This is a genomic window from Pedobacter sp. (genome assembly GCF_035317785.1).
Lineage (GTDB): Bacteria > Bacteroidota > Bacteroidia > Sphingobacteriales > Sphingobacteriaceae > Pedobacter.
Genome location: NZ_DATHGC010000351.1, coordinates 1 through 14,855, shown reverse-complemented (window position 1 = coordinate 14,855; position 14,855 = coordinate 1). Strand labels below are relative to the sequence as shown.

Genomic DNA, 14,855 nt, shown 5'->3' with positions numbered 1-14,855 from the left:
CACAGAACACCCCGACAGGATGATCACTGAAGCACGCCAGCTGGTCATGCCGGCACATCATGATGTTAGGTCAGAAAACGTGGACCTCAAAAGGCTGGGTGCCATGTTGTGGCTTGCTCATGAAAAGAAACCGGCAGATTTTGAAGAATTGTTACTTTTAGAAGGTATGGGGCCAAGAACCCTGCAGTCCTTGGCTTTGGTGAGCGAGGTCATTTACGGTACACCGGCCAGGTTTACAGATCCGGCAAGGTTTTCTTTTGCACAGGGCGGCAAAGACGGCCATCCATTTCCTGTACCCATCAAAGTTTATGATGAAACCATAAGCGTACTCAGCAAAGCAGTCCAAAAGGCAAAAATCGGACAGTCAGACAAACTGCAGGCCATTCAAAAGCTAAGCGAACTGGCCTTTAGTGCAGAAAAGAATTTCATTCCAAATGACAATTTTGACCAGCTGATCCAAAATGAGCGTGAGGAGTCATGGAAATATGGAGGGAAGACCGTGTTTGGGGATGCAAAACCTCCAAAGGGCGACGCGCAGCTGGCTTTATTTTAGTAAATGAGTGATTTTTCTGAAAAATAGGTGCGGTTTTTGTAGCGAAATGGCAATCCCAAACGTTAACAGCATATGAAGAAATTGTTATTCCTATTGATTATCGGCGCGACTGCAGCCGGATGTGGCACAACCAAACAAACACCAGCCCCAAAAACAGATGTCATTGAGCTGAGCGGCAAGCTCGAAAAATTAGGCATATCGACCTTTCAGTACGGCACACACGTACTCAAAGCAGGAGATAAAACTTACGCTTTAAAAAGTGAAAAAGTAAATCTGGATGGCTTTGTAGACAAACAAGTCACGCTAAAAGGTACGAAAGTAGACGGCTATCCCATAGAGGCTGGTCCGGACCTGCTGGAGGTCCAGGAAATTACCTCAAAATAGTTCTATCTTCGCAGCAAAATTTAATAATGCTGGAAATAGTATATCAGGACGATCATTTAATTGCCATCAATAAGCCCCATGGTTTGCTGGTTCACCGTTCATCCATTGCAGGTGATGCAAAAGTGTTTGCTTTGCAGATGCTGCGGGACCAGGTCGGCAGGCATGTGAGCCCTGTGCACCGTCTGGATAGAAAAACAGGGGGCTTATTGCTTTTTGCCTTTGAAAAAGATGTAGAGACAGCTATGCACCAGCAGTTTATGAATGGCGAGGTACAAAAAAAATACCTCGCCGTGCTGAGAGGCTATGCGCCCGATCAGGAAGACATCGATTATCCGCTGGCCAAAGAAAACGGAACCCTGCAAGATGCGTTTACTTCATTTGTCACGCTGAAACGTGCGGAACTGGACGTTGCTTTTGGCAAACACCCTACGTCCCGCTATTCATTGATTGAAGCGACACCCACCACAGGTCGTATGCACCAGCTGCGCCGGCATTTTGCCCACATATTTTACCCTATCATTGGCGACAGGAAGCATGGCTGCAATAAACAGAACAAATTCTTTAAGGAACAGTGGGAGATGACGACCATGCTCCTTCACGCCTCTGAGCTGTTGTTCAGGCATCCGGTAACGGGAGCTGAATTGCATTTAAAGGCTCCTGTACAAGAAGAATTTGAGCGGATTAACCAGCTAATGGGCTGGTAAGGTCCGGCCTCGGGGTAGTCTTTCTGTAGACTTTCTATAATGTTCTATAGCGATTATAGCCAGGCAGGTCAATGGCAGGTTGTCTTATCCTTCTGTACATTTGCCCGATTTCAGCCAAAATGTTCGATATCGGGCATTTTTCTAAAACAGATATTTCATAATTTTCTGTAAATCAATTGTTTGCTGTTGGCATTTGCCTTGCAAACCCTTGTCCAAATAAAACAACCAATGGACAAGTCGATTGAAGCAGAAGTCACTACCAAAAGAAAAAAGAAAAGAACCCTGATCATAGCTGTCGTTGTGCTGATGATCATTGGCGCTGTCCTGGCCATGCGTGCCTATATCAAACCTTCTATATCTAAATCAGAAATTACTTCTGCGATAGCCGAAACAGGCAGTATTGAAAATACCATTAATGCAAACGGCGATGTACTGCCGGAATTTGAGGAGATCCTCACCAGCCCGATCAATGCGGCAGTAAGAAATGTACTGATGGACGCCGGCACTAAAGTAAAAGCCGGGCAGTCGATCCTGACGTTGGATAAATCTGCTGCACAGACCGAATTCGACAAACTGGGCTTTCAGATCGAATCCAAAGAAAACGAGATCAGGAAACTGACGCTGGACCTGGAAAAGAGTTTCTATGACATCAAATCCAGTAACAGCATCAAGCAACTGCGCATCAGTAACTTTAAAGATGCGGTGTCAAGCGCGCAGAGGCTTTTTAAAGCAGGCGGCGGAACCAAGGAAGATATAGAGGAAGCCGAATTGAACCTGAAGGTGGCTGAGCTGGAAAAGCAGCAGCTCGAAAATGAGATCAGGAGCAAACAGCAGACCATGAAGATCGAGATCAGGGAGGCAGAGATTGCCCTGGCCATCCAAAGAAATGACCAGCTGGCATTCAAAAGAAAACTGGACCTGGCCAATGTTGTTGCTACAAGAGACGGCGTGGTGACTTGGGTCAACAAGAATATTGGAGCAAGCATAAAGGAAGGAGAGTCGCTGGCAAGAATTGCCAATCTGAGCAGTTATAAAGTAGCCGGAAGCATTTCTGACAATCAGCTGGACCAGCTGCGCAACGGCATGCCGGCGATTGTGAGGATCAATGAACAGCAACTGCGGGGTGTCGTGGCTAGCATCTCTCCGGCGGTCAGCAATTCTATTGTTTCATTTGAAATACAGCTTGATGAAAAGAACAGCAAACTGCTAAGGCCCAATTTGAAAGCCGATGTTTTCCTGATCACCGATACACGGAGTAAGGTACTGCGTGTACCAAATGGCCCGGCCTTCAAAGGCTCCAATCTGCAGCAGATCTTTGTGCTGAAAAACGGTAAGGCGATCAGGAGAGAAGTGAAAACAGGGCTCAGCAATTTTGATTACATCGAGATCATCAGTGGGGTAAAAGCAGGCGAGCAGGTGATCACCTCCGATCTGAGCAAATACGAGTATGCAAAAGAAATTGTGATAGAAGATTGAGGCCATGAAGATCAGATTAATCATATTGTTTTTAACGGTCATTGCAAGTACTGGACAGGTAGTTAGAGCTGGTACACTCAACACAGTTTGCTCCGCAGCCGTCATCGATACCCTCAGGCTGACCCTTCAGGAGGTGGTGGAAAAGGCAAAAGCCAATTCCATTGCCGCCAAACAGGCCATTACCGTAAGGGAAACCAAATACTGGGAATGGCGGACGTTTAAGTCCAATTATCAGCCACAGCTGGCCTTAAGCGGTATTTTACCGGGCTACAACAAGACCTATGCCCAGGTGCTGCAGCCCAATGGATCGATACTGTTTCAGCCGATCCGCAATGACAATTCATCGCTGACGCTGGATTTTAAGCAGAGTATAGCTGCCACAGGTGGAACTGTTTACGGAACCACGGAGTTGCAGCGCTTCAGTGATTTTGACCGGAATACGGTACTTTACAATGGTACGCCTTACGGCATCGGCTATACGCAGCCTTTGCTGCAGTTCAACAGCCTGAAATGGGACAAGAAAATAGAACCACTGAAGTTCAATGAAAGCAAGCAGACCTACATAGAGTCCCAGGAAAAGATCTCGATCATGGTGACCGGCTATTTCTTTGATTTGCTCCTGGCACAAGTCAACCTGCACCTGGCGGAAAGCAATTTTGCCAATACGGATAAGATCCTGAACATTGCAAATACTAAATTTGAGCTGGGTAAGGTTTCTAAAAATGAGATCCTGCAACTGCAGCTTGAGCGTTTGAATGCCCAAAAGGCAGTGGGTACGGCCAAACGTGACGTGGAAATAGCAGGGTTGACGCTGCGCAGTTATACGGGGATAGAGGGTGATGACCGGATTGTGCTCACTACACCTGCGGCTGTCGGGCAGTTTAGCGTGTCTGCGGATAAGGTTTTGGCGGAGGCTTTTGAAAACCGCTCTGATGCCATTGCTTTTGTGCGACGCATTTCGGAAGCGAAAAGGGATGTGGCTAAGGCTAAGGGCGAGAATGGGCTGGTGGCTACACTGCGGGCTAATCTTGGCTTCTCCAATGCAGGAAACCGGATCTTTGATGTCTACAAATCGCCAAAAAGCCAGCAGTCTGTAGAGATCCAGTTGTCTATCCCGGTGCTGGACTGGGGCAGGTCTAAATCAAGGGCCAAAACGGCAGAGGCCAATCAGCAGTTTACAGTTTACGAGGTCGAGCAGGACAAGCAGACTTTCAAGCAGCAGATCGTGACGCAGGTGACGCTGTTTAACATGATGCAGGAACAAATGGAACTGACAGAGCAGGCTGATCGGATCGCCGCTGAAAAATACCAGATCGCTAGTGAGCGCTATGTGCTGGGCAATCTCAGTATTACTGATCTGAGTATCGCTTTCCAGGAAAATGACAGGGCAAAAAGAGATTTTATAGCAGCGTTGAGGGATTTCTGGGGGGCTTATTACCAGTTGAGATACTTATCGCTATATGATTTTGAACGAAATGAAAAGATAACCTATAAATAAACCACAAATTATTAATCATTATATTATGATACGTTTACAAAATATTGAAAAGGTCTACCGGACTGATACGGTGGAGACACTGGCCATTAATGACATCAGCCTGGACATCGCAAAGGGCGAATTTCTTTCCATTATGGGGCCTTCCGGATGCGGCAAAAGCACACTGCTGAACATCATCGGCCTGCTGGATGAGCCTTCAAAAGGAAGCATCAAGATCGATGACCAGGATACTTCCAGGTTCAATGATCAGCAGATGGCAAAGTTCAGAAACCAGAAACTGGGGTTTATATTTCAAAGTTACCACCTCATCAATGATCTACAGGTACTGGACAATGTGGAGCTGCCTTTGCTGTACCGTACTTCGTCAGCAAAGGAACGCAGGGACCTGGCTACTGAGGCCTTGACAAAGGTAGGGCTGAGCAACCGGCTAAAACACTTTCCTACGCAGCTGAGCGGTGGTCAGCGGCAGCGTGTGGCCATAGCAAGAGCCATAGTCGGCCGTCCGCAGATCATTCTCGCTGATGAGCCTACCGGAAACCTCGACAGTGCCATGGGCAATGAGATCATGGAGATTCTGATCAATCTGAACAAGAACGATGGTACGACCATCATCATGGTCACCCACGATGAAAACATGGCGCACAAAACGCACCGGCTGGTGAGGTTATTTGATGGATCCCAGGTTCAATAGTTTTATTTAACCATTCAAATCATGCTTAAAAATTATTTTAAAATCGCTATAGCAGTGCTGCTCCGCAGGAAGTTCTTCACGTTCATCAGCTTGTTCGGGATCAGTTTTACGCTGACTATCCTGATGACGACAACTGCACTGCTGGACAATGTGCTGAGCCCCTCTTATCCCGATTACAAAAGAGACAGGTCTCTTTATGCGGACCGGGTAACGATAAAAAACTCGGAGAAAGGCTGGATCAACGGCAGTTCAATGTCTCTCAATTTCATCAAACGCTACATCTCTACACTTAAAAAACCTGAAAAGATCGCTTTTTACACTTTTGGCAGAACTGCAAATGCTTATGTCAACAATAAAAAGATCAATGTCGAATTTAAATATACCAATGATGCCTATTGGGACGTCGCTGAGTACGATTTTCTGGAGGGCAAGTCTTATACCAAACAGCAACTAGACAATGCGGAGCGGGTAACAGTCATTTCTGAGCGCACAAAAAAGGCCTATTTCGGGGATCTGGATAAGGTTGCTGGAAAGTTCATTGAGCTGGACAATGTCAATTACAGGGTCGTTGGTGTGGTAAAGGGCGTACCCAGGAGTAACAGGAATTATTACGGGGATGTTTATTTGCCGTACACGGTTTCCAAAAGTAAATACGAAGAGCAGGGCCTGATGGGTAATTTCGGCGTAACACTGCTTGCGAAATCGGAAGCAGACCTGCCTGCGGTCCGTGCAGAATACAAAAAGATGCTCAGCAAAGTGCCTAATGAAAAGGATTTCGACAAATTATATGCGCATGCGGATACCATATTTGAGGACTTTGCGAGACGGCTTTTTGGTACGGATGACAGCTCCGGGTTCGGCAAAATGATCATCATTGTAACTTTGTCTGTGTTGCTTTTCTTGTTGCTGCCTACTATAAACCTGGTCAATATTAATGTGACCAGAATCATCGAAAGGTCATCTGAGATCGGGGTACGCAAGGCTTTTGGGGCTTCCTCGAAAACACTGGTTTACCAGTTTTTGGTAGAGAATATCATCCTTACGCTATTGGGCGGTATCCTGGGGATATTGCTTTCGCTGATCGTGATTTATTTTTTCAACCAGTCCAGTTTAATACCTGACCTCAAATTGTCGCTCAATTTTACTGTATTGAGCGTTGGATTAGGGCTTTGTTTAATTTTCGGCCTGATGTCAGGGGTATATCCCGCATGGCGAATGTCGCGGCTAAATGTGGTTTCGGCACTGAAGGTCCGCTAATCAAAATTTTTATTTACATAACAAGACATGATCATGTTCAGACATTTATTTAGATTGATATGGAACAAAAGGAAACACAATATCCTGTTCCTCTCCGAGATCCTGGTCTCCTTTCTGGTGATTTTTGCGATCTCTTCCATGCTGGTATTTTATTACCTCAATTACATTAAACCCTCGGGCTTTGAGCATGAACGGGTTTGGTCGATATCTTATACCAATCCCTTGAAAACAAAGGACAGAGATACACTGGCTACTTTTTACGGTCAGGTAAAATCTGCATTGGCCTCAGTTCCGCAGATAGAAGAGGTTTCCTTTTCAAGCTATAATTATCCGTATTCGAATAGCAATTCTACTTCGGGCTTTGAATATAATGGTAAAAAGTACAATCGCGTTAATTTTTATCAGGTCGATGAAGGCTATGACAAGACGTTATCTGCCAAAGTGGTGGAGGGCAGGTGGTTTAAAAAAGAGGACCGCATTATGAAAAGTAATCCTACCGTCATCAATACCACATTGAAGGAAGCCATATTTGGCAGCCAGTCTGCTATAGGCAAACTTATTGGTGATGATAAGGCGAAGATCATAGGGGTTGTTGAAGACATCAAAACCGCTGGTGATTACTGGCCTGCAGGCCAGGGTATGTTCAAAATGCTCGACTCCGGATCGTTTGAATGGATCGGTACGATATTGATCAAGGTCTCGGATAAGGCGGACGCAGCCTTTGAAAGCCGCCTTTCCAAACTGCTGGCACGAACCATTCCGGGTTCAAATATCGAGATCAAACACCTGACTGAAATGCGCGAATCAAAAAATGCCGATACGGTTATTCCTGTTATCATCTGCGGCATTGTGGCTGGTTTCCTGATCATCAATGTGGCATTGGGCTTGTTTGGTGTGCTTTGGTACAACATCAGTCAGCGCCGTGGCGAAATTGGGCTACGCAGGGCAATTGGCGCCAGCGGTTCATCTGTAGCTTCACAATTGGTGACCGAATCCTTACTGCTCGCTACATTATCCATCATTGTGGGAAGCTTCTTTGCGATTCAGTTCCCTTTATTAAATGTGTTTGACCTGCCCTCAAGTGTCTATTTTATTGCTTTGCTCTTGTCCATTCTGTTCATTTATATACTGGTCATATTATGCTCATTATATCCCGGCAGGCAGGCCGCAGCCATACATCCTGCAATTGCATTGCATGAAGAATAATAACTATATTAACTTTGTATATGATCCTGATTGTAGATGACGACATCGCCGTAAGAACTTCCCTGGCATTGCTGCTGGAAAGTGCAGGCAATAAGGTGCTTACTGCTGAAAATGCAGAAGATGCTTTGAGTATCGTCAGCCAGCAGATTCCAAAGCTGATCATCCTAGACCTCAACTTTTCTATCGATACTTCAGGTAAGGAAGGGATGGAACTGCTGAAAAACATAAGGGCTATAGATTCGAATGTCCCTGTTGTGCTCATCACCGGATGGGCCAGTATTGACCTCGCTGTACAGGGGATGAAGCTGGGTGCCAATGATTTTATCAATAAGCCCTGGAACAATGACCACGTTCTTCAGTCGGTAAAGACACTGCTGGAGTTACATACCGCAAGGACAAAGAACAGTACGCGCAGGCAGCTGGACCAGCAATACAATTTTAGTCAGATCATTGCTGAGGACCCGGTGATGCTGTCAATTCTCGAGACCATCGGACAGGTTGCCGGTACAGATGCGTCTGTGCTTATTCTCGGAGAGAGCGGAACGGGCAAAGAACTCATCGCCGAGGCAATCCATGAAAACAGTCTGCGCAGGAACAAACCCTTTGTAAAGGTCAATCTTGGCGGGATATCATCATCACTTTTTGAAAGTGAGCTATTCGGCCATGTACGCGGAGCCTTTACTGATGCACGGTTTGACCGTACGGGCCGTTTTGAAATGGCACATAAAGGCACGATATTCCTGGATGAGATTGGTGAGCTGGAAGCCGGAAGCCAGGTGAAATTATTACGGGTACTGCAGGACCGTACCTACGAGGTACTGGGCAGCAGCAGAAGTAAAATGGTGGATGCAAGGGTGGTGTGTGCAACAAATAAAAACCTCCTTGAAATGGTCGGTGCGGGCACTTTCAGGGAAGACCTGTTGTATCGCATCAACCTGATCACCATACATTTGCCGCCCTTACGTGAACGAAAAGGTGATATTCCTTTGCTGGTCAATTTCTTCATTGACAACTTAAAAGAGATTTACAGCAGACCTTATTTATCGGTTTCCGTTGCTGCAATGAAATGGCTGCAGCAGCTGGAACTGCCGGGCAATATCAGGCAGCTCAAGAACCTGGTAGAGCGCTCGATCCTGGTCAGCAAAAGCAACGAACTGGGCATAGACGATTTCAAAACACAGCTCGAGATCTCACCGGCTAAAAAACAGAATATCCGGCTGCCCGGAGTGGGAAGCATTACCCTGGAAGAAATGGAGATTGAAATGGTCAAACGGGCCATGAATTTTCATCACAACAAGATCACCAAAGCCGCTGCATCATTGGGAATAACCCGCAATGCGCTTTACCGGAGGCTGGAAAAGTACCAGATTCCATTTAATGATGATGAGGATTAAACTATGAAGTGGAGAATAAACCGGGTAAAGCTTAAGACTAGATTTATTCTTTTTATCATTGTTATTCACCTGATCTTTTTAGCGCTCTGCTACCTGATATTTGAAAAGGATAAATTGTTTTTTATAGGATCAGAAGCTTTCGTGCTGATCTCCTTGTCTATTTCAATTGGCCTGTACAGGCAGCTTATCGAGCCCATTACGTATATCAAAGACGGCATCAACGCCATCAAAGACCGTGATTTTAATGTGAAGTTTTTGCTGACAGGCAAGACCGAGATCGATGAATTGATCAATGTATACAACCAGATGATGGATGCGCTGCGGGAGGAGCGGACCAGGCAGGAGGCCCAGCATTTCTTTTTGGAGAAACTGATTCATACCTCGCCTACAGGGATCATTATATTGGATTACGACCACCAGATCAGGCAGGTCAATCCAAAAGCTGAGCAGATCCTGGGTGCCGGGGCAGACGAATTTGTGAAGCAGTTGGAACCGCTCAAAACAGGGGACTCAAAAACGGTCAGAATAGGCAACATCAATACCTATAAGGTTCAGAAGTCCAACTTTATAGACCGTGGTTTTCCCAGGGTATTTGTGATGATAGAAGAAGTGACTGCAGAGATCTTTGAAGCCGAGAAGGGCGCTTATGGTAAAGTGATCCGGATGATGGCCCATGAGGTCAACAATACCATCGGCCCCGTGAATTCCATTCTTAATATGGCTCTTGATACGAATGAGTTCTGGCAGGCCGCAGATAAAGCACCATTAAAGAATGCCCTGAATGTAGCTGTGGAAAGAAACCAGAACCTTAATTTGTTCATGAGAAATTTTGCTGACCTGGTCAAACTTTCACCTGTCAGTAAACTTCGCTTTGATATCTTACCATTAATCCGCACCGTGGCTGATTTTATGCAGATAAAGGCACGGCAGCATGTTGTCGGTTTCGAATTTGACCTGCCGGATCAGCCTTTTTACATCTCCGCTGATGCACTGCAAATGGAACAAGTGCTGATCAATATTGTGAAAAATGCGATAGAAGCTATTGATCTTAATGGCCTGGTCAGGTTCTCACTGGATCCTGTCAGTAAGACCCTGATTATAGCTGACAATGGGAAAGGCATTTCAGAAGAACTGAATGAGCAGCTGTTCAGCCCGTTTTTCAGTACCAAGAAAGACGGGCAGGGCATAGGACTGACACTGGTCAGGGAGATCTTATTGAATCACGGTTTTGATTTTTCACTCAAAACGAGTACTCCCGGACAGACAGAATTTTCCATCTCTCTAACCTGATTTTTCATTTTCGTGTCATAACATTTATCTCAGGCTATCATCCTGACTTTTTTACTACAATATTCAAATGTTGAGTATTAACTTTGTCGTACTTATTAATTTAAGTGACACATGAGACTACAACACATCAAAAATATAAGTAGTATAGTGATGCTGCTCACGCTCGCCTTCACTACCAGCTTGTTTGCCCAGCAGACCAGGATCAGCGGAACGGTTACCGATGCCTCCAGCAAAGAAACCATTCCTTATGTCTCCTTTACCCTGATGCCCAGCGGTATGGGCGGTAAGACGGATATAGACGGAAAGTTCAGTATGAACCTAACCGGCAATGATACCCAGATCAAATTCAGTTATGTGGGTTACAAGACACAAGTCAAAAACATTAAGCCCGCTACGGCGCAAACGATCAACGTTCAGCTGCAGGATGAAGCCATGCAGATGAATGAAGTGGTAATCAGGGGAACTAAAAGATTACCGTACAGAAACAGGGAAAACCCGGCTGTTGAGCTGATCCGTAAGGTGATTGCCAACAAATCAAAGAACAGGACTGAAAGCTACGACCAGGTTACTTACCAAAAGTACGAGCGCATGCTGTTTTCCATGAGCAACCTTTCTGATAAGTTCAAAAACAAAAAGATCTTTCGCAATTACCAGTTCCTGTTCCAGGAGCAGGATTCCGCTAAAATAGGCGGAAAGACCATGCTACCTGTGTTTCAGCAGGAAAAACTTTCTGAAAACTACTATACCAAGCACCCGGAGAAAACCAAATCCATCATCATTGCCGATAAAAAGGTCAATTTTGATGAGAAGTTCATCGACAACCAGGGCCTGAGCTCCTATTTTGACAGGATGTACCAGGATATTGACATCTATGAAAACAACATCTCTGTGGTCAGCAATCAATTGCTGAGCCCGATAGCAGATGGTGCACCCGCATTTTATAAGTTCTTTATTACAGACACCATTAAAGACCACAATCCGAAGCTGGTGGAACTGGCTTTTATGCCAAGAAACAAAACAGATCTGTTGTTTGAAGGCAAGCTGTATGTGACCCTGGATGGCAACTATGCCGTTCAGAACGCCTACCTGACCGTAAATAAAGACATCAACCTCAACTTTGTGCGTGCACTCGAGGCAAAGCTTGATTTTGAACAGAATCCGGACAAACGTTATCACCTGAGCAAGAGTAACCTGATCGTCGATTTCGGACTGAGCAAAAAGGGCGGTACAGGTTTTACCGGTGAGCGTACGGTCAGCTTCAAAGATTACAAGATCAACGAGCCTATCCCTGATTCTGTATATAAAATCCCTGCTAAACTTGCGGTAGCACCCGATGCAACGGCTAAATCAGATGCCTTCTGGTCTGCCAACAGGCCTGAATCCCTGGGAAACCTGAACCTGCAGGTATACCACAACATTGACAGCCTGCAAACCATACCTTCTTTCAAAAGAACAATGGATGTAGTGACCTTACTGTTTGCGGGATATAAAGATTTCGGTCCTTTTGAAATGGGACCAGTCAATACCTTTTACAGCTTTAACAATGTAGAGGGTTTCCGTTTGCGTCTTGGTGGAAGAACGACCACAGCACTGAGCAAAAGGTATTATTTTGAGACCTACGCTGCTTATGGATTTACCGATCAGAAATGGAAATACTTCCTGAGCGGTACCTATTCGCTAAACAATAAATCCATTTATGCGTTTCCGCAAAACTACCTGAGGGCGAGCTTTCAGCGCGATACCAAGATCCCCGGACAAGACCTGCAGTTTGTACAGGAGGACAATTTCCTGCTTTCCTTCAAAAGGGGAGAGAACAACATGATGCTGTACAATGACTTTTACAGGCTCGACTATGTACATGAATTTGAAAACCATTTCTCTTATAGCCTGGGCCTGCGCAAATGGAACCAGTCACCTGCCGGCAACCTGTATTTTAACAATTCCCCGAATAACTTTTTTACCCGGATCAACAACATCAGTACCTCTGAGGTGACCCTGCAGCTCCGATATGCACCAAATGAGAAATTCTACCAGGGTAAAATATACCGGACGCCGCTGGTTGGTCCTAACCCGGTTTTTAACCTCCGGTATACAGCAGGCATCAAAGGCCTTGTAGGCGGGGAATACAACTACCACAATTTCATGGGGAGCATCGACAAGCGTTTTTACCTGTCGCAGCTGGGTTATAGTGATGTGACGCTGGAAGGCGGCTATATCATAGGTAAAGTGCCATTTCCTCTGCTGGATATACATCGTGCTAACCAAACCTATGCCTATCAGCTCAATTCCTATAACCTGATGAACTTCATGGAGTTTGTAAGTGACCATTATGCCAGCATCAACATCGACCATAATTTCAATGGTTTCTTTTTCAATAAGATGCCGTTGATCCGTCACCTGAAATTAAGGGAAGTACTGTCATTTAAAGCTTTGTACGGCGGATTGCGTGATGAAAACAATCCGGCCATAAACACTTCAACCCTTCAGTTTGTACGGAATAAAGAAGGTATACCGCTTACAGGCTCGTTAAACAGTGATCCTTATATAGAAGGTAGCGTAGGTGTAGCCAACATCTTTAAAGTACTCAGAGTCGATGCGGTCAAACGTTTTACCTACCTGGACAATCCAATGGTGTCTGGTTGGGGCATTCGTGCCAGGGTCAAGTTTGATTTTTAGACTATTCTTCCCGATCCAGCTTATCCTCCCTGTTTGCAGAATGCGGATGGTTCTTGGCCATATTGTCCTCCTGTTCCTGTGGTTCGTGAGCTGAGATATCGCGGTTTGGATCGTCAGACTGGTCTCCGCTGCCCGCTTCATTGGAAAAATCTTCAGCCCTCAGGTCAGCGACTTCATCCCCGTGTTTTTCAGATTCCAGGTTCTGGTCCAGTCTTTTGTTCCAGTTGTCTAATCCTTTGTTTTCAGTTTGCTCGGCCATGATGTTTATTTTAGTTACATCAAATAAACAATAAACTGCAGTCAATGTTTAGCCGGTTTGTAACAGTTTTACACCCTCGGGTCACATTTTTGGAAAATTGTACTAAATTCAAAGGATGAAACCAAGCATAAAATATACCAGCTGTCTTTTGCTGTTTGCCCTGAGTCTGGGGGCAACATCCGGTAAGGCACAGATCTTCAATCCGCAGGACCTTAAACTCATCAGCAGTGACTTTGCCTTTACTGAAGGGCCGGCGGTCAATAAGAAGGGGGAGATTTACTTTACCGATCAGCCCAACGACAAGATCTGGAAATACGGTACCGATGGACAACTTTCCTTATACATGGACAAAACCGGACGTTCCAATGGTTTATATTTTGACAAAAAAGGCAATCTGATCGCTTGTGCCGACGAAAAGAACGAACTCTGGTCTATTGATAAAAATAAAAAAGTAACCGTACTGATCACCGACCTGGATGGCAAAAAGCTAAACGGCCCCAATGACCTGTGGATGGACAAACAAGGAGGTATCTATTTCACGGATCCTTATTATCAGCGCGATTACTGGGCCAGAAAGAAACCTGAAATAGAAAAACAAAACGTCTATTATATTCCCGCAGGCAAGAAAAAGAAGATCCAGCTGGCATTGGACGACCTCAAACAACCCAATGGAATTGTCGGCACACCCGATGGAAAATACCTGTATGTATCCGATCTTGGTGCGCAAAAGACATACCGCTACACCATTGCAGAAGGGAAGCTGACAGAAAAAAAGCTGATGTTTGAAAAAGGATCAGATGGAATGACACTGGACAACCAGGGCAATATTTACATTAGCGGCAACGGGGTGACCGTATACAATTCTGAAGGAACCCAGATCGCCCATATTCCACTCAAAGGATGGACGGGTAATGTATGCTTTGGGGGCAAGAACAGGTCAGACCTCTTCATCACTTCCTCTAAATCAGTGTACACGATCCCGACAACAGTGAAAGGGGTGGAGTAACTACCCCAATTTCAATTCTACCTTCTTACCCGTTTTTGCAGCAAGATAAATGGCATCAATGATCTTCAGGTCTTTTACCGCTTCTTCACCATCAACCGGAACTACAGGTGTTTTACCAGCCAGAATGATGTCAGAGAATTCTTCCATCTGTACCGTTTGATGGGTCACATGCGGGTGCGTCAGCTCACCTTTATTGGTGCGTCCTTTTATCGGGCCATAGCCTGTTGAAGGCTGCAGCTCAGCAAATCCTTTCTCGCCGTTCAGGAAAAACCTGTCCAGATTGTTCATGGCATAAGTAGAAAGGCAGGAGGCCACAGCGCCGCCTGGAAAACCAAACTGGAACTGGATGGTCTCGTCCACACCTTCCTTAAACCGCTCCGGCTGTGTTTTTGTTTCCTGCGCAGTTACCCAGACCGGATCTTCGCCCACCATATACCTGGAGCCGTTGATCGCATAAATAC

At 45.5% G+C, this 14,855-nt stretch carries 14 protein-coding genes; 12 read left to right on the top strand and 2 right to left on the bottom strand.

The genetic code is table 11. The features are described 5' to 3' along the window. The 11 genes from VK541_RS21990 to VK541_RS21940 all read left to right on the top strand — a co-directional run. Window positions 1–553, top strand: a 553-nt coding sequence (locus VK541_RS21990; RefSeq protein ID WP_324372683.1) for a DUF763 domain-containing protein, incomplete at its 5' end; no start/stop codon positions are given. Window positions 554–625: 72 nt separating this feature from the next. Beyond that, the gene (locus VK541_RS21985; protein ID WP_324372682.1) at window positions 626–937 is read left to right on the top strand and encodes a hypothetical protein; all 312 of its coding nucleotides are present in this window, start codon (window positions 626–628) and stop codon (window positions 935–937) included. A 26-nt stretch (window positions 938–963) separates the two neighbouring features. Continuing rightward, the gene (locus VK541_RS21980) at window positions 964–1,641 is read left to right on the top strand and encodes a pseudouridine synthase (RefSeq protein ID WP_324372681.1); all 678 of its coding nucleotides are present in this window, start codon (window positions 964–966) and stop codon (window positions 1,639–1,641) included. A 228-nt stretch (window positions 1,642–1,869) separates the two neighbouring features. Continuing rightward, window positions 1,870–3,117, top strand: a complete 1,248-nt coding sequence (locus VK541_RS21975; RefSeq protein ID WP_324372679.1) for an efflux RND transporter periplasmic adaptor subunit — start codon at window positions 1,870–1,872, stop codon at window positions 3,115–3,117. Window positions 3,118–3,121: 4 nt separating this feature from the next. Next, window positions 3,122–4,615 (top strand): TolC family protein, encoded by a 1,494-nt coding sequence (locus VK541_RS21970; protein ID WP_324372677.1) that lies wholly within the window; start codon window positions 3,122–3,124, stop codon window positions 4,613–4,615. A gap of 25 nt (window positions 4,616–4,640) precedes the next feature. Further along, window positions 4,641–5,306 carry an ABC transporter ATP-binding protein gene (locus tag VK541_RS21965; RefSeq protein ID WP_324372676.1) on the top strand — a complete coding sequence of 222 codons (666 nt, stop codon included), beginning with the start codon at window positions 4,641–4,643 and terminating at the stop codon, window positions 5,304–5,306. 21 nt (window positions 5,307–5,327) lie between these two features. After that, window positions 5,328–6,563 (top strand): ABC transporter permease, encoded by a 1,236-nt coding sequence (locus VK541_RS21960; protein WP_324372675.1) that lies wholly within the window; start codon window positions 5,328–5,330, stop codon window positions 6,561–6,563. 33 nt (window positions 6,564–6,596) lie between these two features. Beyond that, window positions 6,597–7,769: an ABC transporter permease gene (locus VK541_RS21955; protein WP_324372673.1), complete on the top strand. Its 1,173-nt coding sequence runs from the start codon at window positions 6,597–6,599 to the stop codon at window positions 7,767–7,769. A 20-nt stretch (window positions 7,770–7,789) separates the two neighbouring features. Continuing rightward, window positions 7,790–9,163, top strand: a complete 1,374-nt coding sequence (locus VK541_RS21950) for a sigma-54 dependent transcriptional regulator (protein ID WP_324372672.1) — start codon at window positions 7,790–7,792, stop codon at window positions 9,161–9,163. A gap of 3 nt (window positions 9,164–9,166) precedes the next feature. Further along, a complete protein-coding gene (locus VK541_RS21945) occupies window positions 9,167–10,453 on the top strand; it encodes a sensor histidine kinase (protein ID WP_324372671.1) in 1,287 nt (428 codons plus the stop codon). Window positions 10,454–10,564: 111 nt separating this feature from the next. After that, window positions 10,565–13,129: a DUF5686 and carboxypeptidase-like regulatory domain-containing protein gene (locus VK541_RS21940; RefSeq protein ID WP_324372669.1), complete on the top strand. Its 2,565-nt coding sequence runs from the start codon at window positions 10,565–10,567 to the stop codon at window positions 13,127–13,129. A 1-nt stretch (window position 13,130) separates the two neighbouring features. Here the strand turns inward: VK541_RS21940 and VK541_RS21935 are convergent, their stop codons facing one another. Beyond that, window positions 13,131–13,388 carry a hypothetical protein gene (locus VK541_RS21935; RefSeq protein WP_324372668.1) on the bottom strand — a complete coding sequence of 86 codons (258 nt, stop codon included), beginning with the start codon at window positions 13,386–13,388 and terminating at the stop codon, window positions 13,131–13,133. 115 nt (window positions 13,389–13,503) lie between these two features. On the opposite strand from VK541_RS21935, the gene VK541_RS21930 reads away from it, so the two are divergent. After that, window positions 13,504–14,394 (top strand): SMP-30/gluconolactonase/LRE family protein, encoded by an 891-nt coding sequence (locus tag VK541_RS21930; RefSeq protein ID WP_324372667.1) that lies wholly within the window; start codon window positions 13,504–13,506, stop codon window positions 14,392–14,394. Here the strand turns inward: VK541_RS21930 and VK541_RS21925 are convergent. Then, the coding region (locus VK541_RS21925) for a Gfo/Idh/MocA family protein (RefSeq protein ID WP_324372666.1) at window positions 14,395–14,855 on the bottom strand (461 nt) is incomplete at its 5' end.